Origin of the sequence: Massilia sp. TWR1-2-2 (assembly GCF_049897565.1) — a bacterium.
Classification (GTDB): domain Bacteria; phylum Pseudomonadota; class Gammaproteobacteria; order Burkholderiales; family Burkholderiaceae_D; genus JAFCUW01.
Genome location: NZ_JAFCWM010000009.1, coordinates 113,035 through 138,716, shown reverse-complemented (window position 1 = coordinate 138,716; position 25,682 = coordinate 113,035). Strand labels below are relative to the sequence as shown.

Below are 25,682 nucleotides of genomic sequence, written 5' to 3'. Positions count from 1 at the left end.
CGGGCCGGCCGCCAAAGCCGGCCCGTTTTGCATTGTCCGTGCCTCCATGAATGTTCAAGAGTTTTACCAGCATGCGCTATCCCAGCGCGGCTTCCAGTCCGACCAGGCCCAGCAGAAGGCGGTCGACCGCCTGCAGCGCTTCTACGAGCAGTGGGTGCACTACAAGTCGCGCCGCTCGTCGAGCTTCAAGCGGCTGGTCAACCGGCCCGACGTGCCGCGCGGCGTCTACCTGTGGGGCGGGGTGGGGCGCGGCAAATCGTTTTTGATGGACAGCTTTTACTCGGTGGTGCCGCTGGTGCGCAAGACGCGCGTGCACTTCCACGAATTCATGCGCGGCGTGCATCGCCAACTCGACGAGCTCAAAGGCGTTGCCGATCCGCTCGACGAAGTGGCGCTGCGCATCGCCAAGAAATACCGCCTGATCTGCTTCGACGAGTTCCACGTCTCCGACATCGCCGACGCGATGATCCTGCATAACCTGCTCAAGGCGCTGTTCGAAAATGGCGTCTCGTTCGTCATGACGTCGAACTACGACCCGGATTTGCTGTACCCGGACGGCCTGCACCGCGACCGCATGCTGCCGACCATCGCGCTGCTCAAGGACAAGCTCGACGTGCTCAACGTCGACGCCGGCGTCGACTACCGCAAGCGCGCGCTCGAGCAGGTCGAGAGCTACTACACGCCGCTCGGCGCCGCCGCCGACGAAGCGCTGCGCGTGGCGTATGCGAAGATCGCCGAGACGGCCGACGAAGACCCGCGCGTGCGCATCGAACAGCGCGAGATCCGCGCGCTGCGCCGCGCCGGCGGCATCATCTGGTTCGACTTCGCCACGCTGTGCGGCGGCCCCCGTTCGCAGAACGACTATTTGGAGATCGCCAGCCGCTTCCACACCGTGGTGCTGTCGTCGATACCGGCGATGTCCGCTTCGCATTCGTCCGAGGCGCGCCGCTTCACCTGGCTGGTCGACGTGTTCTACGATCACAAGGTCAAGCTGCTGATGTCGGCCGAGGTCCCGCCCGAAGAGCTGTACACGGAAGGGGTGCTGTCGAATGAGTTCCACCGCACCGTCTCGCGTATCATTGAAATGCAGTCGCGCGAGTACATGGATACTGCGCGCCGCGACGCCACCGAGGCGATCGCCTGATGCCGACAAAGGATCGAACAACCATGATGAAGCATATTTCCTTGCGCGCCGTCGCTGCCGCGCTGCTGCTGGCGGCGCTGGCCGGCTGCGCCGCCGTGAAGGCGCCGGAAGCGGCGCCGAGCGCGCCGCCGTCGCAATCGGTGGCCGACGCCGACGTCAAGCTGGCGCAGGCGGCGCGGCAGCGCGCCGCCGCCGAAGCCGAATTCGCCGCCAGCGAGCAGGTCTGCTATACCAAGTTCCTGGTCAACCGCTGCCTCGACACCGCGCGCGAGAAGCGCCGCCTGGCGCTGGCCGGTTTGCGCGTGATCGAAGTCGAGGCATCCCGCTACAAGCGGCAGGCAACCGTCGACGAGCGTGACCGCGAGCTGGCCAGGAGCGAGGCACAATTCAAGGCGGACGAGGCGAAACGCGCGGCCGAGCCGCCGCCGCCGCGAGCCCAAGAGAAGGCGCCGACGGCACCGAAGCGCGCGCGCGACGTCGCCGCCGAGCAGGCCGTCAAGGCGAAGAAGCTGGCAGCGCAGGAGCAGGCCGACGCCGGCAAGCGCGCCGACAGTGTCACCGCCTACGACAGGCGCAAGCGCGAATCGGAAGAGCGGCAGCGCAAGGTAGAAGAGCGCAAAAAAGCGCGGGCAGCCGAAGCCGCTGCAAAGAAGTAAACTGTGCAATAAATTCGTTCGCTCGCGCGAGGACGACCTTAATCGCTGCGTTGAGAGCTCGACTTAAACCGCGCGCCCCATCTTCTGCACCGTGTAGTTCGGCACATCCTTGGCCGGCTTGACCAGCTTGATGATCGCCATGGTGCAGTTGCCGCCCTTGCCCTGGGCGCGTTCGGCGGCCTTGTCGATCAGCATCTCGGACGCCTGCCGCGGCGCGCTCTTGCTCAGCACGGCGCCGAGTTCGGCGTCGGTGAAGAAATGCCACAAGCCATCCGAACACAGCAGGAACGCGTCGCCGGTGCCCAGCGCTTCCTGGCTGCCGATGGCGACGAACGGTTCCTTGCGGCTGTTGCCCAGCACATTGACCAGCAGTTTCGAGTGGCGGTGGTTGCGGGCCGACTCGGCCGGCAGCTTTTCGGTGCCCATCAGGTGGTCGATATAGCTGGCGTCGCTGGTGCGCGCCTTGCAGTCGCCCTGCTGGAAACGATACACGCGCGAATCGCCGACATGGGCCCATACCGCCTGGCCGCCAGGGGTGATGATCAGTCCGGCAAAGGTGCACTGCGGTTCGGTTTCGGTGGCAATGCCGTTCATCTTGATGACCAGGTGGGTCTCGTGGACGATATCGCGCAGTAGCGTGGCCAGTCGCTCGACGCCGGGATTGTCGCCCGGCTTGAATTCGTCGAATAGCTGCTTGGCCGTATGCAGCACCTGCTCGGAGGCGGTGGAGCCGCCGGCGATGCCGTCGGCCAGCACCGCCAGCACGTAGCCTGGGGCGCGCGCACCGGTGAAAATGGCGCTGCGGTCGTTCTGTTGTGGTCGGTTACCGATGTGCTGCGCGGTCCCGGCTTCGAGCTTGTATGGTTTCATAAACGTGGGCTTTCGCGCCCCTGGTCCTAATCTATGTTGGCGGCAACGTCTCGGTAGATTAAACTATGCACTGTTTACGGCAAATGTTGCAAGCAGTTACTAGTTAGCGTCGCGACACAATTGCTCCAGATTGTATGCGGTTCGAGGGGCGCCATTTCAAAGTTTTTGTAATATTCTGTTGGGAACAGCAAAAAATGACGGATGTTCAAGAAATCCAGCGGCGGCTGATCGAACTCGACGTGGAACATCGGGACCTCGACGCGGTCATAGATATGCTGATCCTGGACGGCCATCACGACCAGTTGCAGCTGCGCCGCCTCAAGAAGCGCAAGCTGCAGTTGAAAGACCACATCACCCTGTTGAAAATGCAATTGGTGCCGGATGTTCCGGCCTGATCCGTCTTCGCTTCACTGAAATGCCATTTTGACCGACTCCATCCAGGCGCCAGGCGACAGCCCCGACGCCGCCGACCACGGCGCTCTGCCAGTCGGCAAATACGACGCCGACATCGACCGCCTGTTTAGCGCAGGCGGCCCGCTCGCGCCCGCCGTCGGCAGCTTCAGCCCGCGCCGCTCGCAGACCGAGATGGCCAAGGCGATCGCGCAAGCCATTGCCGACCAGAAGACCCTGATCGCCGAAGCCGGCACCGGCACCGGCAAGACTTTCGCCTACCTGGTGCCGGCGCTGCTGTGGGGCGGCAAGACGATCGTCTCGACCGGCACCAAGAACCTGCAGGACCAGTTGTTCCTGCGCGACATTCCGACCGTGCGCGCCGCCTTGCGCGCCCCGGTCTCGGTGGCGTTGCTCAAGGGCCGCTCCAACTACGTCTGCCATTACCACCTCGAGCGCACGATGCAGAATGGCCGCATGACTTCGCGCGACGACATCGGCCACCTGCGCGAAATCTCGCGCTTCATCAAGATGACCAGCTCCGGCGACAAGGCCGAGCTGGCCAAGGTGCCGGAAAACGCCTCGATCTGGAACCTGGTGACGTCGACGCGCGACACCTGCATGGGCGCCGAGTGCCAGTATTACCAGGATTGCTTCGTCATGAAGGCGCGCCGTGAAGCGCAGCAGGCCGACGTCGTCGTCGTCAACCATCACCTGTTTTTCGCCGACGTCGCGCTGAAGGACACCGGCGTGGCCGAGCTGCTGCCGTCGGCCAACACCATCATCTTCGACGAGGCGCACCAGCTGCCCGACACCGCCACCTTGTTCTTCGGCCAGACGGTGTCGACCTCGCAGATCCTCGAGCTGTGCCGCGACGTGCTGGCCGAGGGCCTGGCGCACGCGCGCGGCGGCGCCGACTGGGCCAAGGTTGTCACCGTGGTCGAGAAGGCCGCGCGCGACCTGCGCCTGACGTTCCCGCAAGACATTATGCGCATGTCGCTGGCGCAGATCACGCCGTCGTCGGATTTCTTCCCGGCGCTGGCGACCGTCAAGGAGCAGCTGGCGGCGATGATCGGCGTGCTCGAAGAGCAGGCCGCGCGCGCCGAGACGATCGAGCAGGTGCGCGTGCGCGCGGTGGAACTGGCGCAGTCGCTGGACGGCTGGAAGGCTGATGGCAAGGGCAAGATGGTCGAGGGCGACGAGGCGGTGCTGTGGGTCGAGGCGTTCTCGTCATCGCTGCAGCTGCACAAGACGCCGCTGTCGATCGCGCCGATTTTCAACAACCAGCGAGAAGGCACGCCGCGCAGCTGGATTTTCACTTCGGCCACGTTGGCGGTGAAGAACGACTTCAAGCACTTCTCCAACCAGATGGGCCTGACGGGCGAGCCGGCGCAGACCTGGCCGAGTCCGTTCGATTACGAGCAGCAGGGCTTGCTGTACGTGCCGATCGGGCTGCCCGACCCGAACGCGGTCGGCTACACCGACGCGGTCGTCGACTGCGCCTTGCCGGTGATCGAGGCGGCCGGCGGGCGCACGTTCTTCCTGTGCACCACCAACCGCGCCGTCAAGCACGTCGCCGAGCGCCTACGCAAGGATTTTGCCGACCGCGGCCTCGCGTACCCGCTGTTCGTCCAGGGCGAGCGCGGCCGCACCGAATTGCTCGACTCGTTCCGCAGCGCCGGCAACGCGGTGCTGGTCGGCAGCCAGAGTTTCTGGGAAGGCGTCGACGTGCGCGGCGACGCGCTGTCGCTCGTCATCATCGACAAGTTGCCGTTCGCCCCGCCCGACGACCCGGTGCTGGCCGCGCGCATCGACGTCATGGAAAAGCAGGGCATGAACGGCTTCATGCACCACACCTTGCCGGAAGCGATCATCAACCTCAAGCAGGGCGCCGGGCGCTTGATCCGGGACGAGACCGACCGCGGGGTGCTGATGATTTGCGACCCGCGCCTCATTTCCAAATCCTACGGCAAGCGCGTCTGGCAAAGCCTGCCGCCGTTCAAGCGCACCCGCCTGCAGTCCGAAGTCCTCGACTTCTTCAAGCCACCGGCAGCCTGAAGGCGCAGCCGCTCCAGGCTTGTCTCAAAAACGGGGTCAGACCTAGGTCTGACCCCGTTTTCTGCTAGGGCACGATGACGACCTTGCCGGTGACCTTGCGCGCCGCCATGTCGTTGAGCGCCCTCGCCGTGTCCGCCAGCGCATAGCGGCCGGAAATGCGCGGCTTGATCTTGCCCTCGGCCAGCCAGCCCAGCAGCTGGCGCATCGCGCCCATGTTCGCTTTCGGCTCGCGCTTGGCGAACTCGCCCCAGAAGACGCCGACCACCGAGGCGCCTTTCAGCAGCATCAGGTTCCACGGCAACTTCGGGATCTCGCCGTTGGCAAAGCCCACCACCAGGTAACGCCCGCGCCAGCCGATCGAGCGAAACGCCGCCTCCGCATAGGCACCGCCGACCGGGTCGTAGATGACGTCAGGTCCCTTGCCGCCGGTCGCCGCCTTGATCGCTTCGCGCAAGTCGGCCGTCGTGTAATTAATGGTGTCGTCGGCGCCGTGCTCGCGGCACACCGCCAGCTTGTCGTCGCTCGAGGCAGCCGCAATCACGCGCGCGCCGAGCGCCTTGCCGATCTCGATCGCCGCCAGCCCGACGCCGCCGGCCGCGCCCAGCACCAGCATCGTCTCGCCAGCCTTCAGCGCGGCGCGGTCGACGACCGCGTGGTGCGACGTGCCGTAGGTGAGGGTGATGGCGGCGGCGGTGTCGAAGTCCATGCCGGGCGGCATCGGCATCACGGCCTGCGCCGGCGCCACCACCTGCTGGGCGAACGCGCCCTGGGCGGTGAACGCGATCACCTTGTCGCCGACCTTGACGCTGGCCACGCCGTCACCGACCGCGCGCACCACGCCCGACAGTTCGCTGCCCGGCGTAAACGGCAAGGCCGGCTTGACTTGGTACTTGCCCTGGATGATCAGTACGTCCGGAAAGTTGACGCCGGCCGCCTTGACGTCGATGACCACTTCGCCCGGTCCCGCCACCGGGTCGGGCAAGTCCTGCACTTCCAGGCTGTCTGGCAGCCCCCACGCTTTGCATACCACCGCTTTCATCGCCGTCTCCGCTTGCTTGTGTTTAATTAAAAAATAGTACGACCGTTTGATTTTTGATTATGCCCGTTCTCGCGCCCTCTGCCAATGCGCTTGAGGCCGCAGGAGGTTTTGCGTTCGCGCAAAGTGGCAAGTGTCGAGCTTGTTACAGTCTTGATGCGAGCGCGCCGTTAGCATTTTGTAAATGGGGAGGTAGAAATGGCAATCCGTTATGGCTGTTTCTTCAGTTATGCACATGGCCGCCACGACCTGATGCTCCGCTTCAAAACCGCGCTCGCCGATGCGCTGCGCTGCTACCTGGAACCGTATTTCGACAACGAGGACGAGCTGTTCGTCGACCATGAGCAACTCGGCGGCGGGGACGACCTCGACCGGAAAATCGCCCGCGCCATGTGCGAGAGCGTGTGCATGATCATGATCTACACGCCGAAGTACGAGGCCCATCCCTACACCCGGCGCGAGTACGCGGCGATGCAGCTGCTCGAGGCCGAACGCAGCCAGTGGTACGACCTGCCGAGCCACCTGATCATCCCGGTCATCATGACGCGCCACCCGACCAAGCTGCCGCCGCAAATTACCAATTCGAGCCTGTACGTGGACTTTTCGCATTTCACGATGGCCACCGCGGACCTGAAGTCGAACATCGACTTCATCCCCGACATCGACAAGATCGTCAAGCGCATCGTGTTGCACTATCAGTACCAGAAAATGTACACGCCTGCGAGCCACGACTGCAACCATTTCGTGCTTCCGGATGTCCCACCTGAATGGCGCGACATACCGGAAGTATTGTTCCCAAAAAAATAAAAGGGGTTCTATGGAAATGACCCGTATTACGCTACCGCCGATAACCGCTGCCGGCGAAGTGACCACGTTCTACTCATTCGAGAGCGGAACGGCGCGCAGTGTGGCGCTGTCGAACATGGCAGTGCTGCTGGCGGGGCGCAACAACGCCACGGTGCCGGTGCTCATGATCGATTGGGACACCGAATCGCCTGGCCTGCACCACTACTTCGACCAGCATGACGATCGTCCCGGCCTGCTCGAATATTTCGAGGCCTGCCGCGACCACATCGAGCTGCTGGCGCGCACCGCCGCGCCGCTCAGCGACGTCAAGATGGCTCGCCAGGTGCTCGAGGCGGTCGACTGGGAGCCATACGTCGAGCGTGTCGATCACAGCCGTCCGCTGTACCTGATGCGCGCCGGCCGCTTCGACGACCGCTACGGCGAGCGTGCCGACCGCGTGGACTGGGACGGCCTGTTCGCCGCCTGCCCGGCGCTGTTTCGCTGCTTCGCCGACCACCTGGCGCGCCGCTTCCGCCACGTGCTGGTCGACGCCCGCAGTGGCCGCTCGGCCGCCGTCAGCATCTGCACCACGCTGCTGCCGCGCAAGCTGGTGGCGCTGTTTACGCCGAACCAGCGCAGCCTCGAAGGCCTCGCCGGCGTGGTCACCCGCAGCATCGAATACCGCTGCAGCCACGAAGAGGCACAGCGCCCGCTGCTGGTCTACCCGCTGCCGTGCTCGATCGACAGCGCCGACTGCGCGCGCCGGCTGCAGTGGCGCCGCGGCGACCCGCAAAAAGGCCTGGCCGGCTACCAGCCGGCGCTCGAAAAGCTGCTGCGTGAATCATACGGACTGGCCCAGCTCTCGCTCGACAGCTACCTCGACGAAGTGCAGCTGCAGCAAACCAACGCCATGTCCAGCGGTGACCATCTGTCGGTGCGCGCCGACCCCGAAGGCGACCGTTTTTCGCTGACCCGTACTTTCGAGACCTTGCTCGACTGGGTCGCCGACGGCCACTTTCCCTGGCAATCGCACGCCGAAGTCGGCCTGCTGACCAACATCTCGGCTGCCCGCCTGCTGTCGGCCGACGGCATTTCCACCGCCGTGTCGGTGCCGCTGGCGGCCGACCTGAAGCGCCTGGGCGACCTGTACCGGCGCCAGGGCCGCGAGCGCCAGGCCCAGCAATGCTACGAAGAAAGCACGCGCTTGCGCCAGCGCCTGCTCGGCGAAGACCACGCCGACACTCGCCTCAGCCGTTCCTGCCTGGCCGACCTGCTGCGCAAGGTCGGCAAGCTCGACGAAGCTAAGTTCCTGTACGAACAGCTGGCCGACGACTGCCAGCGCCTGTTCGGCGCCGACCATCCCGACACGCTGGCCGCCCAGTCCGGCCTGGCCGCCACGCTGGCCCAGTTGGGCGACTTCGCCGCGGCGCTGCCGCTGCACGAACAGATCGTCGAGGCGTGGGACAAGCTGTCCGGCCCCGACCATGTGATGACCCTGGCCAGCATTGCCGCCCAGGCCGACACCATCATTTCTTCCGGCAACCCTGAACGGGGGCGTTTCCTGTACGAGCGGGTGCGGTTCGGCCGTGAACGCCTGCTCGGCAGCGAGCACGAGGACACGCTGCGCAGCACCGAACGGCTGTCGCTGCTGCTGTGTCAGCTGGGCGAAACGGCCCAGGCCATCAAGCTGCAGGAGTCGGTGGTGCGCGCGCGCGAGCGCCATGCCGGCGCCGAGCACCGCTACACGGTGCAGGCGCGCGAGGCGCTGGCCGAAATTCTCGCCGTGCGCGGCGACCTCGATGCCGTGCTGGCGATCCAGGAAACGCTGGTGCGCTCGCACAAGCTGCGTCTTGGCGCCGAGCATCCCGATACGCTCAGCGCGCAGCTGCGCCTGTCGAGCACCTTGGGCGAAAAGGGCTACCTCGACGCCGCGCGCTCCCTGCAGGAGCACGTCGTCAATCTGCACGAGCGCATCCTTGGCATGGACGACATCGAAACGCTCTACAGTAAAAAACTGCTGTCGGAGACCTTGTCGAGCCAGGGCAACACCAGCGCCGCGCGGACACTGAGCGAGACGGTACAGAAAGGCAACGACCGCCTGCGCCATATCGGCATGGCGTCCGGGCCGCACGAGTCCGACCGCGGTGAACTGGGCACCAAGGCGGCAATCCTCGAAGTGCGCGGCGCGGCCGCCAGCCCGAAGTCGCTCGCCCAGGAACTCGACAAGCTGAAGGACCTGAAGCTGCACAGTCCGCGGGAAGCGCGCGAGCTGGCCGACAGCCTGTCGCCGATGGTGCTGGGGCCGAACGTCGCCACGCCGCTGCGGCGCAAGGGCGTGAAGATGATCAAGGAGGTCTACATGCACCAGGGCGACAAGGATGCCCTGCTGGCATTCGGCGAAGCGGTGCAGTCCTTCTTCGAAGAGGCACTGCTCGAAGCGGCCGGCGGCAAGCAGGCCGGCGGGCAATAGGCCAGGGAAGTAGCGCACTACTGCAACGATTTTTCTACGTCATTCTCGCGCCAGTGGGACCCATTCAACGTCACAATATGCGTTGAAGGCGATCAGAATAGGTCCGCGCTCGGATGGGCGTCATTTCTGCAGGTGGTAGCGCGCGTGGCAGGCCTGTTCGCAATCATCCTGACAACGGTGTGTTGGCGCTGCAACGATAGTTTTCCCCATCGCGCCGATGCTGGCGTTGCTTCGGGTAAAATTGCTGCATGAGAATACTTATCAGTAATGACGACGGCTATCTCGCCCCGGGCATCAATGCCCTGGCCGAGGCGCTGGCCGCGGTTGCCGACATCGTCGTGGTCGCGCCCGACAGCAATCGCTCGGGCGCGTCGAATTCTCTGTCGCTCGATCGCCCCTTGTCGGTTCAGCAAGCTTCCAACGGTTTCTATTTCGTCAACGGCACGCCGACCGATTGCGTCCACGTCGCGCTCACCGGCATGCTCGACTACCGTCCCGACCTGGTCGTGTCGGGCATCAACAACGGCCCCAACATGGGCGACGACACGCTGTATTCCGGCACCGTCGCCGCCGCCACCGAGGGCTACCTGTTCGGCATCCCGGCGATCGCCTTTTCGCAAGCCGAACACGGCTGGACCCACATCGACGCCGCCGCCAGGCTGGCGCGCGACATCGTGCTGCGCCGCTTCGACGAGCTGGCCGCGCCGTGGCTGCTCAACGTGAACATTCCGAATCTGCCCTACGACAAGCTCGGTGCGATCCGCGCCACCCGGCTCGGCCGCCGCCACCAGGCCGAGCCGGTGATCCGCGCGCTCGACCCGCGTGGCCGTGAAATCTTCTGGATCGGCCCGCCCGGCGCCACCCGCGATGCTGGCGAAGGCACCGATTTTCACGCCGTCGCCCAGGGCCAGGTGTCGATCACGCCGCTGCAGGTCGACCTGACCCACAAGACGCAGCTCGTTCAGCTGGCACGGGATTTGGCATGAAAGATCGATTCGGCGCCCCGAAAAACAGCAACTTCCCGCTGCCGCTGTCGTCGCTGACCCGGCCGGCTGAACGCAAGCCGGGCGCCTACTCGCCGGCACCGGTGGCCACGCCGCAGACAGCAACGCGCAACGCTGCCCGTACCGCGGTGCTGGCGCCGTATGCGAGCCCGTCCTTGCGGGCGGCGCCGTCGAAGTCGCACAGTGAAGCGCTGCAGCGAGCCCAGCCGGCAACGCCGAGCGCGCCGCGTCCGGATCTGATGGTGTCGGACGCCATCCGGCGCCAGATGGTCAATCGCGTCGCCAAGCAGGGCGTGCAGGATCAGCTGGTGCTGGCCGCGCTCGAACGGGTGCCGCGCCACATGTTCATCGAGCCGGCGCTGTCGGCCCAGGCGTACATCGACGCCTCGCTGCCGATCGGCCACCACCAGACCATTTCCCAGCCGTACATCGTGGCGCGCATGATCGAAGTGATGCGCAACGGCGGCAAGATGGGCCGGGTTCTCGAAATCGGCACCGGCTGCGGCTACCAGGCCGCCGTGCTCGCCTGCGTGGCGCAGGAGGTCTTCTCGATCGAGCGGATCAGGCCGCTGCACGAGCTGGCCAAATCGAATTTGCGGCCGTTGCGCATTTCTAACCTGCGCTTGCATTACGGAGATGGTATGCTTGGCCTGCCGCAGGTCGCCCCATTCGACGGCATCATCCTGGCCGCAGCCGGCCTCGAGGTCCCGCGGGCGTTGCTCGAACAACTCGCCATCGGCGGCCGCCTGGTCGCGCCGGTGGGCGCGCAGGTCCAGCACCTGCAATTGATAACCCGCTGCGGCAAGGCTGACTGGATGAGTGAAACACTCGAAGCTTGTCACTTTGTACCGTTGCGCCCCGGCACCGTCTAAGCTGCCTGTGTGACAAGCCATGGATTGCCGACACCTATACTGATGAGAATGAACCAAACACGCCCTTTAGCCTTGCTGACCCTGACCCTGTCCCTGGGATTGCTGAGTGCCTGCAACACGACCAACCGCAAAGCGCCCGTCATTGACCGTATTGCGCCCGCCGTTGCCACCCGTCCTGCCGCCGCCGACGACGCCAAGGACGACGCGCGCGGCACCTATACCGTCAAGCGCGGCGACACCTTGCTGCGCATCGCCCTCGACCACGGCCAGAATTACCGCGACGTGGTGGCATGGAACAGCCTGGCCAACCCGAACGACATCAAGGTCGACCAGGTCCTGCGCGTGGCCCCGCCCGAGCATGACAGCGCCGCCGTGAGAACGACGCCGATCGCGATGCCCGAGAGCCGTCCGGCCCCGGTGGTGGCCGTGGTGCCGAAAAAGACCGCGCCGCGCGCCGATAAACGGGCCTACAGCGACGCCGCGCTGGCGGACATGAAGAAAGACGACGGCGCCAGGGTCGCCGATAAATCGGATAAGTCGGACAACGCCGACAAGGTCGACAAGCCGGAGCCGAAAGTGGAAAAAGCCGTCGTCGCCGCACCGGCCACGGCCATCGTCCAGGGCAGCGCCGTCAGCGCGGCCGATGACGAGAAACTGAGCTGGATGTGGCCGTCCGAGGGCAAGATCGTCGCCAGCTTCGACGAAGGCAAGAACAAGGGCATCGACATCGCCGGCCGGCCTGGCCAGCAAGTGATGGCGGCCGGCGCCGGAAAAGTCATGTACGCTGGCAGTGGCATCCGCGGTTATGGTAACCTTGTGATCGTCAAGCATAGCAACAGCTTGCTGTCGGCCTACGCTCACAACCGCAGCATTGTCGTGAAAGAAGGCCAGAACGTAAACAAGGGCCAGATGATCGCCGAGATGGGCGATTCGGACGCCGATTCGGTCAAACTGCACTTTGAAATTCGCCAGCAGGGCAAACCGGTCGATCCGTCCAGGTTCCTGCCAACCCGCTAAGCCGATGCCATGAAACGCCCATGACAATGCCGCCGCACCAGCCGGAAGACGATTCGGGTTCGGACGATTTCGCTGACGGCCCGTCGGACGACAGCGTGATCGATCCGGACGAGGGCGAGCGCCCCGATCAGGATGCGGCGCCCGGGCCCGGTGTGGCGCTGGCCAGCGTCGATGAACTGAAGAAAGTCCTGGCGGCCGAGCTCTCGACCGACACCACCCAGCATTACCTGAACCAGATCGGCACCCGGCCGCTGTTGACCGCGCCCCAGGAAGTCCATTTCGCCACGCTGGCCAAGTCGGGCGACTTCAGCGCGCGCCAGACGATGATCGAACACAACCTGCGCCTGGTGGTGTCGATCGCCAAGCACTACATCAACCGCGGCGTCGTGCTGCTCGACATGATCGAGGAGGGCAACATCGGCCTGATGCGCGCCATCGACAAGTTCGAGCCCGAGCGCGGCTTTCGCTTTTCCACCTACGCCACCTGGTGGATCCGCCAAAGCATCGAGCGCGCCATCATGAACCAGGCGCGTACGGTGCGCCTGCCGGTGCACATGGTGCGCGAGCTGAACCAGGTGCTGCGCGCCAAGTACCACCTCGAAGCCCAGCACCACAATGGCAAGGACGCCACCGCCGAAGACATCGCCCACCTGGTCGGCCGCCCGGTCGAGGAGGTGCAGGACATCCTGGCGCTGTCCGAGCACGCCACCTCGCTCGACGCGCCGCTCGACAACGACCCGCAGTCGAGCCTGATGGACATGCTGCCCGGCGACGCCGACGACACCCCCGATGCGCGCGCCGAACACCACGAAATGACGGTGCTGGTGCGCGACTGGCTCACCAAGCTGCCCGACAAGCAGCGCATCGTCGTCATGCGCCGGTTCGGCCTTGACAATGACGATCCGGCCACGCTTGAAACGCTGGCCGAGGAAATGGGCGTCACGCGCGAACGGGTGCGCCAGATCCAGCAGGAAGCCCTCGTCAAGCTGAAGCGGGCGATGGCCGCCCGTGGCGTGGTGCGCGATTCCTTGCTATGATGCGCCCGGGCTGAACGGCTCGCAGTCCGCTTGTTTCCCCACTATTCATCGTCCGCCGGCACCATGCGCCCGCCGACTCTTATTGCCGAATCGCTATGCCAGACATTCAGATTGACATCAAATCCCTCGACATGGATGCGCGCGGCGTAGGCCACCTGCAAAACGAGGACGGCTCCAGCGGCAAGGTGATTTTCGTCGAAGGCGCCTTGCCCGGCGAGCGCGTCAGCTTTTTGACGTTCAAGAAAAAGAAGAACTGGGAGGCGGCGCGGATGACCGAATTGCACCGCGCCACGCCGATGCGGGTCGCGCCCAAGTGCCCGCATTTCGACAGTTGCGGCGGCTGCTCGATGCAGCACCTGGAGCCATCGGCCCAGGTGGCGATGAAGCAGCGCGTGCTGGAAGACAACCTCTGGCATATCAGCAAGGTCAAGGCGGAAAACATCATGCGCCCGATGTACGGCCCGACCTGGGGCTATCGCTACCGGGCGCGGCTGTCGGTGCGCCACGTGGCCAAGAAGGACACGGTGCTGGTCGGCTTCCACGAAAAGCGCTCCGCCTTCGTTGCCGACATGACCCAATGCAAAATTTTGCCGCCGCACATAGAGGCGATGTTGCTGCCGCTGCGCGCGCTGATCGGCGCGCTGTCGATCTACGACCAGATGCCGCAGATCGAAGTGGCCGTCGGCGAGGAAGTTACCGCAATGGTGCTGCGCATCATGGCGCCACTGACGCCCGCCGACCAGACGCTGTTGAAGGCCTTCGCCGACCAGTGGACCATCCAGTGGTGGCTGCAGACCAAGGGCCCGGAGACGGCCGCGCCGTTCTATCCGCTCGGCAAAGAGCTGTTCTACACCTTGCCCGAATTCGGCGTCAAGATGCCGTTCAAGCCGGTCGACTTCACCCAGGTCAACCACATGATCAACCGGGTACTGGTGTCGAGCGCGCTGCGCCTGCTCGACGTGCAGCCGCAGCACCGCGTCGCCGACCTGTTCTGCGGCCTGGGCAATTTCACCTTGCCACTGGCGACCCGCTGCGCCGAAGTGGTCGGCATCGAAGGCAGCGCCAGCTTGACCGAGCGCGCGCTCGACAACGCCAGGGCGAACGGCCTGTCGGCCAAGACCAGCTTCCTCACGCGCAACCTGTTCGACGTCACCACCGAAGACCTCGTTGCGCTGGGCAAGTTCGACCGCATGCTGATCGATCCGCCGCGCGACGGCGCCATGGCCCTGGCGCAAGCACTGGCCGGGCTGCGCGCCAGCCATCCGGACATGCTGCCCGAGCGCATCGTCTACGTCTCGTGCAGCCCGTCGACCCTGGCGCGCGACGCCGGCATCCTGGCCCATGAAGCCGGCTACGTGCTGAAGAAGGCGGGCGTCGTCAACATGTTCCCGCACACCTCCCACGTCGAATCGATGGCGGTGTTCGAGTTGCCCCGATAGTTCCGGTGTCAGGTCTGACACCGCGGTTTCGACACCGCGGTTTCGAGCCGGGCAGCAATTCTCGAGACGTAAAAAAGCCGACCCGCGGGTCGGCTTTTGATTTGCAGCGCCGCCGTCTTATTCGCGGCTGCCGCCACCGATGCCGAGCAAGGACAGCAGCGCGGTGAAGATGTTGTACACGTCGAGGTAGATCGACAAGGTGGCGGTGATGTAGTTCGTCTCGCCGCCGTTGACGATGCGCTGCACGTCATACAGGATGAAGGCCGAGAAGATACCGATGGCCATCACCGAGATGACGATCGACAGCGCCGACATGCCAAGAAAGATGTTGGCCACCGATGCCAGGATCAGCACGATCACGCCGGCCATCAGCCACTTGCCCATCATCGAGAAATCGCGCTTCGACACGGTGGCGACGCTGGCCATCACCGCGAAGATGCAGGCGGTGCCGCCGAACGCGGTCATGATCAGGCTGCCGCCGTTGCTGTAGCCGAGCGTATGGCGCAGCAGCGGCGTCAGCAGCAGGCCCATGAAGAACGTGAAGCCGAGCAGGAAAGCGACGCCGGCGGCCGAATCCTTGGTCTTGTTGATGGCGTAGATGAAGCCGAATGCAACGGCCATGAACAGCACGAAGCCCATCATGCCGGTTGGAATCGGCACTTGCATCGTGACGCCGACGAAGGCGCCCAGGATGGTCGGGATCATCGACAGCGCCAGCAGCCAGTAAGTATTGCGCAAGACGCGATGGCGTACCGCCTGGGTATCTACCGCATATTCGTAGCCTTGTTGCATGGTTGGAATCATAGTGCCTCCGATACGTGAAAAAGGGTGAAGCTCGCTAAAAGAATAGCACACGGCGAAAAAAGCGCGCAGAATCGCTCGCAATGACCAGCAGATTGACACGCGCCACTCTAGCACTTCCGCAGCCGCAGGTGCAATATCGGTCAGATGGGGTGTTATATGGTAAAATCAAAGGTTGATTGAGTTCCTATTTTCTCGATTTAAACCTTTCTTTTTATTGGAGTTTTTACACATGGCAATCGAACGCACCCTGTCGATCATCAAACCTGACGCAGTTGCAAAAAACGTCATCGGCCAAATCTACAGCCGTTTCGAAGGCGCTGGCCTGAAGATCGTCGCTGCCCGCATGACCCAACTGTCGCGCGAGCAAGCTGAAGGCTTCTACGCCGCCCATAAAGAGCGCGGCTTCTTCAAGGACCTGGTTGACTTCATGGTCTCCGGCCCAGTCATGATCCAGGCGCTGGAAGGCGAAAACGCTGTCATCGCTCACCGCGACCTGATGGGCGCGACCGATCCGAAAAAAGCTGAAAAAGGCACCATCCGCGCCGATTTCGCCGATTCGATCGACGCCAACGCCGTCCACGGTTCGGACGCTGTCGACGCTGCAAAAGTTGAAATCGCTTACTTCTTCCCAGAAGTGAAGTAATCAGTAACAAGGGCTAACGCCCTGCCGTTCCCGGGCGGCTGTCGCCGCCCCCTATGCGCGGGGACGGCTTTTTGGATTAAAGAATATGACGACTCTCACCAACTTGCTGGACTTCGATCCCGCGCAACTCGTCGCTTACTGCGCCGAATTGGGTGAGAAGCCGTTCCGCGCCAAGCAGCTGCAGCGCTGGATCCACCAGTTCGGCGCGGCCGACTTCGACAGCATGACCGACCTGGCCAAGTCGCTGCGCGACAAGCTCAAGACGCGCGCCGAAGTGCGCTCGCCCGCCGTCATCAGCGACAACACGTCGATCGACGGCACGCGCAAGTGGCTCGTCGACGTCGGCAACGGCAACGCCGTCGAAACCGTGTTCATCCCGGAAGAAAATCGCGGCACCCTGTGCATCTCGACCCAGGCCGGCTGCGCCGTCAACTGCCGTTTCTGCTCGACCGGCAAGCAGGGCTTCAACCGCAACCTGACCGTGTCCGAGATCATCGGCCAGCTGTGGATGGCCGAGTTCGAGTTGCGCCGCACCAAGGGCATCGAGCCGGGGCCGAAAGGCGAGCGCCAGATCACCAACGTCGTCATGATGGGCATGGGCGAGCCCTTGCTCAACTTCGAGCCGACCGTCACCGCGCTCAAACTCATGCTCGACGATAACGCCTACGGCCTGTCGCGCCGCCGCGTTACCTTGTCGACCTCGGGCGTGGTGCCGAACATGGACAAGCTGTCGCAGGAAGTGCCGGTGGCGCTGGCCGTGTCGCTGCACGCGTCGAACGATGCGCTGCGCGACGGCCTGGTCCCGCTCAACAAGAAGTATCCGCTGCGCGAACTGATGGCTGCCTGCAGGCGCTATCTCGCATTCGCGCCGCGCGACTTTATCACGTTCGAATACTGCATGCTCGACGGCGTCAACGACAGCGACGAGCACGCGCGCGAGCTGCTGGCGCTGGTCAATGACCCGGTCGTCGGCGTGTCGTGCAAGTTCAACCTGATCCCGTTCAACCCGTTCCCGGAGTCGGGCCTGCTGCGCTCGAAGAATCCGCGCATCAAGGCGTTCGCCCAGGTGTTGATCGATGGCGGGCTCGTGACCACCATTCGCAAGACGCGCGGCGACGATATCGACGCCGCCTGCGGCCAGCTGGCCGGCGAAGTGCAGGACCGCACCCGCGTGCAGCAACGGATGGAGAAAATGGACGAATACAAGCAGAAATTCGGCGCCAACTTTGGCCGCATCGTCGAGGTCCGTTCTTGAGCGCGCGCATCGTACGCGCCGCCGGCGCGGGCCTGCTGGCAGCGGCGCTGGCCGGCTGTGCCGGCGGCGGCGCCAGCGCGCCGAACGGCGAACTGAAGACCGCGTCCGACCAGAGCCCGCAGGAAAAGCGCGCGTCGATCCGGCTGCAGTTGGCGGTCGGCTATTTCCAGGACGGCAAGCTCGAAGTGGCGCTCGACGAAGTCAAGCAGGCCATCGCCATCCAGCCGGACTTTGCCGATGCGTACGGCGTGCGCGCGCTGATCTATTCGCAGCTTGGCCAGACGGCGCTGGCCGACGAGAATTTCCAGCGCGCCATCAAGCTGGCGCCGGCCAATCCCGAGCTGGCCAACAACTATGGCTCCTTCCTGTGCCAGCAGGGCAAGGGCGCGCAGGGCATCGCCCTGTTCGAGTCGGCGCTGAAGAATCCGGCTTACGCCTCGCCCGTCAAGGCGATGCTCAATGCCGGCTCGTGCAGCCTGAAAATGAAGAACCTCGAGGCGGCGGAACGCTATTTGCTTGACGCCTTGCGCTACGAGCCCGATCATCCTGCCACCAACGCCAACCTGGCGCGGGTTTACTATGAGCGGCGCGACTATACGCGCGCCGGATTTTTTATCAATCGCGTCAAGGCAGCGGCCAAGCTCGACAGTTTGTCGCCGGACGTGCTGTGGTTGGCGATGCGGATCGACCGCAAGCTGGGCGACAAGGCATCCGAGGCCAGCCTCGGCACCATGTTGCGCCGGCACCATCCCGGCTCTCCCGAGTATGCGGCTTTCCAGCGCGGTGCATTTGATGAGTGAAACAGGATCGACAATGAGTTCAGAGTGGGCAGAACAGCCGGCGGCGCCGGATAACCACGGCGTGCCAGGCAGAACCTTGGCGGCCCAGCGCGAGGCAATGGGCTGGACCGTCGAACAGGTTGCCGACCAGCTCAAGCTGGCGGTGCGCCAGGTGGTCGCGCTGGAAGCGGGCGACTACGCTTCGCTGCCCAGTCCCGCCGTGGTGCGCGGCTTCGTGCGCGCCTACGCCAAGATCGTCAAGCTCGACCCGATGCCGCTGGTGGCCCAGATCGCCCTCGAGGCGCCGGGCCCGACCGATGCCACCGGCACCACCGTGCGCCGCGAGCCGAAGCCGGCTTCATTCGCCGAGGTGCGCTTTCCTAGCTCCGGCAAGCGCGCGTCGCTGCCGATCGTGCCGATCGCCCTCGTCCTCGTCGTTGCCGCCGGCGCTGCCGCCTGGCACTTTGGCCTGTTGTCCGGCCTGATCTCGCGCGGTACGGCGCCGGCCACGCCGGTCGCCTCGACCGCCGTGCTGCAGCCGAATCCGGCGCTGGTGCAGGCGCCGGCCGCGGCCGCCGCGACGCCGACGATGGAAACGAATGCCCTGCAAAACCCGTCGGTGCCGCTGATTTCGGTGCCGCCGCCGAGCACGGCGACGGCCGGATCGCCGGCCGCCAACGTTGCGCCGGCCGCCACACCTGCAGCCGCGGCAGCCGTTGCCGCCGGCGCCAACGCGCTGGTCGTCAACGTGCGCGAAGATTCGTGGATCGAAGTGCGGCGCGCCGCCGGCGCCCCGCTCATTTCGCGCCTGGTCAGGGCCGGCAGCACCGAAACGTTCGACATTACCGAGCCGGTCACGCTGGTGGTCGGCAAGCCGTCCGCCGTCAGCGCCACCTTGCGCGGCGCCGCCGTTGCATTGCCACCGGTGGCAGGCAGCAGCGTGTCGCGCGTCAACCTCAAGTGATCTGCTTACGCTTATGTCTTCTTCGAATTTAGCGATACCTTCCGGCCCGCTCGCGCGGCGCCTCAGCCGCTCCGTGCTGGTGGCCCATGGCGAACGCCGCGTCTGGGTCGGCGGCGACGCCCCCGTGGTGGTGCAGTCGATGACCAACACCGACACGGCCGACGTCATCGGCACCGCGATCCAGATCAAGGAGCTGGCGCGCGCCGGCTCCGAACTGGTGCGCATCACCGTCGACAAGCCGGAAGCGGCCGCCGCCGTGCCGTTCATCCGCGAGCAGCTCGACAAGATGGACATCAACGTGCCGCTGGTCGGCGACTTCCACTATAACGGCCACACCTTGCTGCGCGACTTCCCGGAGTGCGCGCGCGCGTTGTCGAAGTACCGCATCAATCCGGGCAACGTGGGGCAGGGCGCCAAGCGCGACAGCCAGTTCGCGCAGATGATCGAAGTGGCCGCGCAGTACGACAAACCGGTGCGCATCGGCGTCAACTGGGGCAGTCTCGACCAGTCGCTGCTGGCGCGCATCATGGATGAAAACGCCGGCCGGGCCCAGCCCTGGAGCGCGCAGGCGGTGATGTATGAAGCGCTCATCACGTCGGCCATCGACAACGCCGTACGCGCCGAGGAACTGGGCCTGGCGCGCGACAAGATTATCCTGTCGTGCAAGGTGTCCGGCGTGCAGGACCTGATCGCCGTCTACCGCGAGCTGGCGCGCCGTTGCGATTACCCGCTGCACCTGGGCCTGACCGAAGCGGGCATGGGCAGCAAGGGCATCGTCGCCTCGACTGCTGCACTGTCGGTGCTGCTGCAGGAAGGCATCGGCGACACCATCCGCATTTCGCTCACCCCCGAACCGGGCGGCGACCGCACCCGCGAAGTGATCGTCGGCCAGGAAATCCTGCAAACGATGGGCCTGCGCAAGTTCGCGCCGATGGTGATCGCCTGCCCAGGTTGCGGACGCACCACGTCGACGACGTTCCAGGAGCTGGCCGACAACATCCAGACGTATCTGCGCGAGCAGATGCCGGAGTGGAAACTATCCTATCCGGGCGTCGAGGCGATGAACGTGGCCGTGATGGGCTGCATCGTCAACGGTCCTGGCGAATCGAAGCACGCCAACATCGGCATCAGCCTGCCTGGCACGGGCGAATCGCCGGCCGCGCCGGTATTTGTCGACGGCCAGAAAACAGTCACCCTGCGTGGCGAAAACATCGTCCAGGAATTCCAGGCGATTGTCCTGAACTACGTGCAAACGAATTACGGTAAAAAATAATATGCGCAAGCCTGAAAAAATGGTAGGTGTCGCCGGGGTTTAGAGCGGCATGCCGCTCGCCGGCGAAACGGTCCCGGCTTGCAAGCCGGGACTCCTTGGCGACATTCTGAAATTACAGAGCAACAGAATTCATAGAAGCGAAGATAGAGATGTCCGAGAACAAGAAACCTGAAAAAATCGTCGCAGTTAAGGGCATGAACGACATGCTGCCGGCCGAAGCGCCGCTGTGGGAACTGCTGGAAAACACCACCGAGTCGATCCTGAAAAGCTACGGCTACCAGAAGATCGTCACGCCGATCCTGGAACAGACTGGCCTGTTCGCCCGCGCCATCGGCGCCGTCACCGACATCGTCGAAAAGGAAATGTACTCGTTCACCGATTCGATGAACGGCGACCTGTTGACCTTGCGCCCTGAGGGCACCGCCGGCACCGTGCGCGCCGTGCTCGAACACAACCTCGTCTACGACGGCCCGAAGCGCCTGTGGTACAAGGGCCCGATGTTCCGCCACGAGCGCCCGCAGCGCGGCCGCTATCGCCAGTTCTTCCAGTTCGGCGCCGAAGCGATCGGCTTCACCGGCCCGGACATCGATGCCGAGCTGATCATGATGTGCCGCCGCCTGTGGGACGACCTCGGCCTGGAAAACATCCGCCTCGAACTGAACTCGATCGGCGACGCCGCCGAGCGCCTGCGCCACCGCGCCGACCTGATCGCCTACTTCGAAGCGAATGAAGCCACGCTCGACGCCGAAGCGAAGCGCCGCCTGCACACCAATCCGCTGCGCATCCTCGACACCAAGAATCCGGCGATGCAGGACCTGGTCAACGGCGCGCCGAAGCTGCTCGACTATCTCGAAGGCGAGTCGCTGGCGCACTTTAACGGCGTCAAGAAGATCTTAGACCACAACAACGTGCCGTACGTCGTCAACACGCGCCTGGTGCGCGGCATCGACTACTACAACCGCACCGTGTTCGAATTCGTCACCGACGAGCTCGGCGCCCAGGGCACCGTCTGCGCCGGCGGGCGCTACGACCCGCTGATCGAAATGTTCGGCGGCAAGCCTACCCCTGCGGTCGGTTTCGCGATGGGCATGGAGCGCCTGATCGAACTGATGAAGTCGGCCGGCGAGAGCGCCGCGCCGTCGCAATGCGACGTCTACATGGTGCACCAGGGCGAGACGGCGCAGATGCAGGCGTTCGTGCTGGCCGAGAGAATTCGCGATGCCGGACTCGATGTTGTGCTACATTGCGCGGCGGCGAGCGGCGCCGGCAGCTTCAAGACGCAGATGAAGAAGGCCGACGCCAGCGGCGCCGCGTTCGCCGTCATCCTCGGTGACGACGAAGTCGCCAACCACGTGGCGGCGATCAAGGCGATGCGCGGCAGCGCCACCGACACGCAGCAGGCCACGGTGCCGTTCGACGACGTCGTCGAGTACCTGGTCGACCAGATCGTCGGCGACGATCACGACCACGAACACGTGCACTACCATCATTGAGCTGCCCGGCAGCATACATATTCCTTAACCTCTACTAGACAAATCCATGGCATACGATCTCGAAGAACAAGAACAATTGGCCGACCTGAAGGCGTTCTGGAACAAGTACGGCAACGTCTTGACGTGGGTGCTGATCATCGCGCTGGCGTCGTTTGCCGGCTACAACTTCTGGAAGTCGCACCAGTCCAGCCAGGCCGCCGACGCGTCGGTGCTGTACGAAGACCTCAACAAGTCGCTGGCCGACAAGGACAACGTCAAGGTGCAGCGCATCGCCGCCGACATCGAGAACAAGTTCGGCTCGACCGCCTACGGCCCGATGGCCGCGCTGGTCGCCGCCAAGGCCGCGTTCGACGCCAACGACCTGAAGACTGCGAAAACCCAGCTGCTATGGGCCATCGAGCACGGCAACGACGAGTACAAGGCGATCGCGCGCCTGCGCCTGGCCGGCATCCTGCTCGACGAAAAAGCCTACGATGAAGGCCTCAAGGTGCTCGCCGTCGAATTCCCGGCGCAGTTTGCCGGCTCGGTGGCCGACCGCAAGGGCGACATCCTGGTGGCGCAGAACAAGCTGGCCGACGCCCGCACCGCCTACCTGGCGGCGCTGACAGCGATGGGCGAGAGAAGTCCTGGCCGCAAGCTCGTCGAAGTCAAGCTCGAGTCGATCGGCGGCAGCGTGCCGGCGGTGACGGTCAAGCCGGCCGCCTGATCGCTGCAAGCTGCAACTACCAGTACTACAACAAGTCCAAGAACAAGGTTAGAAGACTATGCGTATTACCCAGAAACTGGTTGGCCTGAGTGCGCTGGCGCTGATGGCGGGCTGTTCGTCCCTGCCAAGCATGCCAAGCCTGAGTTCGCTCAATCCTTTTGCGTCAAAATCGAAGACCAACCTGCCGGCGCCGCTGGTCGAGCTGAAGGGCGCGATGGCAGTGCGCACCGCATGGAAACTCGACATCGGCAAGGCCAACGATTTCATCCTGTCGCCGGCGCTGGTCGGCACCGAACTGCTGGTCGCCGGCGGCGACGGCGCCATCGCGCGCGTCGACTCCGTCACCGGCCGCGTCGTCTGGCGCATCAAGGCCGACAAGCCGCTGACGGCCGGCATCGGCTCCGACGGCACCATGCTCGCCGTCGGCGGCGCCAAGGGTGCCGTGATGGCTTTCAGCATGGACGGCAAGCCGTTGTGGACCGCGCAGGCGTCCAGCGAAGTGCTGTCGGCGCCGGCGGTGGGGCAGGGCTTCGTGGTGGTGCGCTCGATCGACAACCGCATCATCGGCCTCGACGCCAGGACGGGCGAAAAGAAGTGGACCGTGCAGCGCCCGTCGCCGCCGCTCACCTTGCGTAACGCGCCGGGCATGGTGATGGCCGGCAAGGACGTCCTGATCGCCCAGCCGGGCGGCAAGCTGCTGTCGCTGATCGTCGCCACCGGCGCGCCGCGCTGGGAAGTCGCCGTCGGCGAAGCGCGCGGCGCCACCGAACTTGAACGCGTCACCGACATCGGCGGCACCCCGGTGGTGATCGAGAGCGACGTCTGCGCCGTCTCGTACCAGGGCCGGGTCGGCTGCTTCGACCTGCTCGCCGGCACTGCCCGCTGGACCAAGGAATTGTCGTCCGACGTCGGCGTTGCCGCCGACCAGCGCTTCGTGTTTGCCGTCGCCGACAACGGCGCCATCTCCGCCTTCAATCGCGACGGCGGCACCAGCGCCTGGAAGAACGACAAGCTGAGCTACCGGCGTCTGTCGACGCCGGTCTCGTACGGCCGCGCTGTCGCGGTCGGCGATTACCAGGGCTTCATCCATTTCCTGTCACGGGAAGATGGCGCCTTTTTAGCACGTGCGGCAACTGACGGGAGCCCGGTCAAAACGGTACCGCTGGTCGCTGGCTCGAATCTGATTTTTCAAACACAATCTGGGACTGTGACCGCAATCGCGGTCGAATAACACCATGAAGCCGGTAATAGCATTAGTTGGTCGCCCCAACGTCGGGAAATCGACCTTATTCAATCGCCTCACGCGCTCGCGTGACGCCCTCGTGGCAGACTTGCCTGGCCTGACGCGCGATCGCCACTACGGCGAAGGCCGCGTCGGCGAGCGCCCCTTCCTGGTCATCGACACCGGCGGTTTCGAGCCGGTCGCGAAGGAAGGCATCATGCACCAGATGGCCCTGCAGACCAAGCAGGCCGTCGCCGAAGCGGACGTCGTCGTGTTCATCGTCGACGGCCGCCAGGGCATGACGCCGCACGACAAGACCATCACCGACTTCCTGCGCAAGTCAGGCCGCAAGGTCATGTTGGTCGTCAACAAGGGCGAGGGCATGAAGTACAGCGCCGTCGTCGCCGATTTCTATGAGCTCGGCATGGGCGACCCGTACGTCATTTCCGCCGCCCATGGCGACGGTGTCAACGACCTGGTCGAGGAAGCGCTCAACGAAGCGTTCGCCTCGCGTCCGGACGATGCCGAGGAACTCGCGCCGGCCGAGCGCGGCGTCAAGATCGCCATCGTCGGCCGCCCGAACGTCGGCAAGTCGACCCTGGTCAACACCCTGATCGGCGAAGAGCGCGTGATCGCCTTCGACATGCCGGGCACCACGCGCGACTCGATCGAGGTGCCGTTCGAACGCGACGGCAAGAACTACACGCTGATCGACACGGCCGGCATCCGCCGCCGCGGCAAGGTATTCGAAGCGATCGAGAAGTTTTCGGTCGTCAAAACCCTGCAGTCGATTTCGGAAGCGAACGTCGTCATCCTGCTGCTCGATGCGCAGCAGGACATTTCCGAGCAGGACGCCCACATCGCCGGCTTCATCCTCGAAACGGGACGCGCGCTGGTGGTGGCTGTTAACAAGTGGGATGGCTTGCGCTCGGACGAGCGCGACGAGATCAAGATCGACATCGACCGCAAGCTCGATTTCCTGTCGTTCGCCAAGACGCACTTCATCTCGGCGCTGAAGAACAGCGGCATTGGTCCGTTGATGAAGTCGGTCGACGCCGCCTACGCCGCCGCCACCGCCGACCTGTCGACGCCGCGCCTGACGCGCGCGCTGATCGAGGCGGTCGAAAAGCAGGAGCCGCGCCGCAAGGGTTCGATCAGGCCGAAGCTGCGTTACGCCCACCAGGGCGGGCAGAATCCGCCGATCATCGTCATCCACGGCAATGCGCTCGACTCGGTCGGCGAACCGTACAAACGTTACCTGGAAAAGCATTTCCGCGACACGTTTAACCTGGTCGGCACACCGCTGCGAATCGAATTGCGCGTAGGTAAGAATCCGTTTGCCAAAACGCAGAAATAACGGCCGGGCGTACGACAGGAACTGGCAAAACAGGTTACAGTGGCTTAACGACATCTTTGGCGTCTTGAGGAAAGATCAGTATTAACACTTGAAATCGCCCGAGTCGCCTCCAATTTTTGAACTACAACAACACACGGAGCTGTCATGAGCAACAAAGGGCAACTGTTACAAGACCCATTCCTTAATGCCTTGCGCAAGGAACACGTTCCCGTTTCGATCTACCTGGTCAACGGCATCAAACTTCAGGGACACATCGAGTCCTTCGACCAGTACGTTGTACTGCTGCGTAACACCGTTACCCAAATGGTCTACAAGCATGCGATCTCCACCGTCGTACCGGCGCGCGCCGTCAACCTGAACCTCGAGGCGGAAGCTGAATAAGGCTTCGGGCGCGGCGGCCATGGCCC

At 64.3% G+C, this 25,682-nt stretch carries 24 protein-coding genes; 21 read left to right on the top strand and 3 right to left on the bottom strand.

The features are described from left to right. The first annotated feature begins 46 nt into the window (after positions 1 to 46). Entirely contained in the window at positions 47 to 1,144 is a 1,098-nt protein-coding gene (gene zapE, locus ACP7DD_RS10925) for a cell division protein ZapE (protein WP_426174834.1), read from the top strand. 23 nt (positions 1,145 to 1,167) lie between these two features. Next, complete coding sequence (locus ACP7DD_RS10920) at positions 1,168 to 1,800, top strand: hypothetical protein (protein WP_426174833.1); 633 nt, start codon at positions 1,168 to 1,170, stop codon at positions 1,798 to 1,800. 63 nt (positions 1,801 to 1,863) lie between these two features. Here ACP7DD_RS10920 and ACP7DD_RS10915 read toward each other — a convergent pair whose 3' ends face one another. Then, positions 1,864 to 2,670, bottom strand: coding sequence for a PP2C family protein-serine/threonine phosphatase (locus ACP7DD_RS10915; RefSeq protein ID WP_426174832.1), 807 nt, complete (start codon positions 2,668 to 2,670; stop codon positions 1,864 to 1,866). A 194-nt stretch (positions 2,671 to 2,864) separates the two neighbouring features. On the opposite strand from ACP7DD_RS10915, the gene ACP7DD_RS10910 reads away from it, so the two are divergent. Further along, the gene (locus ACP7DD_RS10910; protein WP_073212909.1) at positions 2,865 to 3,065 is read left to right on the top strand and encodes a YdcH family protein; all 201 of its coding nucleotides are present in this window, start codon (positions 2,865 to 2,867) and stop codon (positions 3,063 to 3,065) included. A gap of 28 nt (positions 3,066 to 3,093) precedes the next feature. Continuing rightward, positions 3,094 to 5,118, top strand: coding sequence for an ATP-dependent DNA helicase (locus tag ACP7DD_RS10905; RefSeq protein ID WP_426174831.1), 2,025 nt, complete (start codon positions 3,094 to 3,096; stop codon positions 5,116 to 5,118). Positions 5,119 to 5,182: 64 nt separating this feature from the next. Here the strand turns inward: ACP7DD_RS10905 and ACP7DD_RS10900 are convergent, their stop codons facing one another. After that, positions 5,183 to 6,157, bottom strand: a complete 975-nt coding sequence (locus tag ACP7DD_RS10900) for an NADPH:quinone oxidoreductase family protein (RefSeq protein ID WP_426174830.1) — start codon at positions 6,155 to 6,157, stop codon at positions 5,183 to 5,185. A 195-nt stretch (positions 6,158 to 6,352) separates the two neighbouring features. On the opposite strand from ACP7DD_RS10900, the gene ACP7DD_RS10895 reads away from it, so the two are divergent. From ACP7DD_RS10895 to rlmD, 7 genes are all read left to right on the top strand, one after another. Beyond that, the gene (locus ACP7DD_RS10895) at positions 6,353 to 6,961 is read left to right on the top strand and encodes a toll/interleukin-1 receptor domain-containing protein (protein ID WP_426174829.1); all 609 of its coding nucleotides are present in this window, start codon (positions 6,353 to 6,355) and stop codon (positions 6,959 to 6,961) included. A gap of 10 nt (positions 6,962 to 6,971) precedes the next feature. Next, positions 6,972 to 9,410, top strand: coding sequence for a tetratricopeptide repeat protein (locus ACP7DD_RS10890; RefSeq protein WP_426174828.1), 2,439 nt, complete (start codon positions 6,972 to 6,974; stop codon positions 9,408 to 9,410). A 248-nt stretch (positions 9,411 to 9,658) separates the two neighbouring features. Next, entirely contained in the window at positions 9,659 to 10,396 is a 738-nt protein-coding gene (surE, locus tag ACP7DD_RS10885) for a 5'/3'-nucleotidase SurE (protein WP_426174827.1), read from the top strand. Continuing rightward, positions 10,393 to 11,286: a protein-L-isoaspartate(D-aspartate) O-methyltransferase gene (locus ACP7DD_RS10880; RefSeq protein WP_426174826.1), complete on the top strand. Its 894-nt coding sequence runs from the start codon at positions 10,393 to 10,395 to the stop codon at positions 11,284 to 11,286. The genes surE and ACP7DD_RS10880 overlap by 4 nt, the downstream gene beginning before the upstream one ends. 48 nt (positions 11,287 to 11,334) lie before the next feature. Next, positions 11,335 to 12,303: a peptidoglycan DD-metalloendopeptidase family protein gene (locus ACP7DD_RS10875; protein ID WP_426174825.1), complete on the top strand. Its 969-nt coding sequence runs from the start codon at positions 11,335 to 11,337 to the stop codon at positions 12,301 to 12,303. Between the two features lie 20 nt (positions 12,304 to 12,323). After that, complete coding sequence (gene rpoS / locus ACP7DD_RS10870) at positions 12,324 to 13,340, top strand: RNA polymerase sigma factor RpoS (protein ID WP_426174824.1); 1,017 nt, start codon at positions 12,324 to 12,326, stop codon at positions 13,338 to 13,340. A gap of 95 nt (positions 13,341 to 13,435) precedes the next feature. Beyond that, positions 13,436 to 14,779 (top strand): 23S rRNA (uracil(1939)-C(5))-methyltransferase RlmD, encoded by a 1,344-nt coding sequence (gene rlmD, locus ACP7DD_RS10865; RefSeq protein ID WP_426174823.1) that lies wholly within the window; start codon positions 13,436 to 13,438, stop codon positions 14,777 to 14,779. Positions 14,780 to 14,896: 117 nt separating this feature from the next. Here rlmD and ACP7DD_RS10860 read toward each other — a convergent pair whose 3' ends face one another. Then, entirely contained in the window at positions 14,897 to 15,583 is a 687-nt protein-coding gene (locus tag ACP7DD_RS10860; protein WP_426174822.1) for a Bax inhibitor-1/YccA family protein, read from the bottom strand. A 229-nt stretch (positions 15,584 to 15,812) separates the two neighbouring features. Here ACP7DD_RS10860 and ndk point away from each other — a divergent pair, with 229 nt between their 5' ends. The 10 genes from ndk (at position 15,813) to hfq (ending at position 25,656) form a co-directional block, all read left to right on the top strand. Then, on the top strand, positions 15,813 to 16,226 hold the full coding sequence (ndk, locus tag ACP7DD_RS10855) for a nucleoside-diphosphate kinase (RefSeq protein WP_426174821.1): 414 nt from the start codon (positions 15,813 to 15,815) through the stop codon (positions 16,224 to 16,226). A gap of 85 nt (positions 16,227 to 16,311) precedes the next feature. After that, positions 16,312 to 17,481, top strand: coding sequence for a 23S rRNA (adenine(2503)-C(2))-methyltransferase RlmN (gene rlmN / locus ACP7DD_RS10850; RefSeq protein WP_426174820.1), 1,170 nt, complete (start codon positions 16,312 to 16,314; stop codon positions 17,479 to 17,481). Continuing rightward, entirely contained in the window at positions 17,478 to 18,281 is an 804-nt protein-coding gene (pilW, locus tag ACP7DD_RS10845; RefSeq protein ID WP_426174819.1) for a type IV pilus biogenesis/stability protein PilW, read from the top strand. Before rlmN ends, pilW begins: the two co-directional genes overlap by 4 nt. 13 nt (positions 18,282 to 18,294) lie before the next feature. Next, the gene (locus tag ACP7DD_RS10840) at positions 18,295 to 19,224 is read left to right on the top strand and encodes a helix-turn-helix domain-containing protein (protein ID WP_426174818.1); all 930 of its coding nucleotides are present in this window, start codon (positions 18,295 to 18,297) and stop codon (positions 19,222 to 19,224) included. Between the two features lie 13 nt (positions 19,225 to 19,237). After that, positions 19,238 to 20,497, top strand: coding sequence for a flavodoxin-dependent (E)-4-hydroxy-3-methylbut-2-enyl-diphosphate synthase (gene ispG / locus ACP7DD_RS10835; protein WP_426174817.1), 1,260 nt, complete (start codon positions 19,238 to 19,240; stop codon positions 20,495 to 20,497). A gap of 149 nt (positions 20,498 to 20,646) precedes the next feature. After that, positions 20,647 to 21,990 (top strand): histidine--tRNA ligase, encoded by a 1,344-nt coding sequence (hisS, locus tag ACP7DD_RS10830; RefSeq protein WP_426174816.1) that lies wholly within the window; start codon positions 20,647 to 20,649, stop codon positions 21,988 to 21,990. 46 nt (positions 21,991 to 22,036) lie between these two features. Continuing rightward, positions 22,037 to 22,696 (top strand): YfgM family protein, encoded by a 660-nt coding sequence (locus tag ACP7DD_RS10825; protein ID WP_426174815.1) that lies wholly within the window; start codon positions 22,037 to 22,039, stop codon positions 22,694 to 22,696. Between the two features lie 58 nt (positions 22,697 to 22,754). Continuing rightward, complete coding sequence (gene bamB / locus ACP7DD_RS10820; protein WP_426174814.1) at positions 22,755 to 23,927, top strand: outer membrane protein assembly factor BamB; 1,173 nt, start codon at positions 22,755 to 22,757, stop codon at positions 23,925 to 23,927. Between the two features lie 4 nt (positions 23,928 to 23,931). Continuing rightward, positions 23,932 to 25,275, top strand: a complete 1,344-nt coding sequence (gene der / locus ACP7DD_RS10815; protein WP_426174813.1) for a ribosome biogenesis GTPase Der — start codon at positions 23,932 to 23,934, stop codon at positions 25,273 to 25,275. A 144-nt stretch (positions 25,276 to 25,419) separates the two neighbouring features. After that, positions 25,420 to 25,656 carry an RNA chaperone Hfq gene (gene hfq / locus ACP7DD_RS10810; RefSeq protein WP_061539949.1) on the top strand — a complete coding sequence of 79 codons (237 nt, stop codon included), beginning with the start codon at positions 25,420 to 25,422 and terminating at the stop codon, positions 25,654 to 25,656. The last annotated feature ends 26 nt before the right edge of the window (positions 25,657 to 25,682 follow it).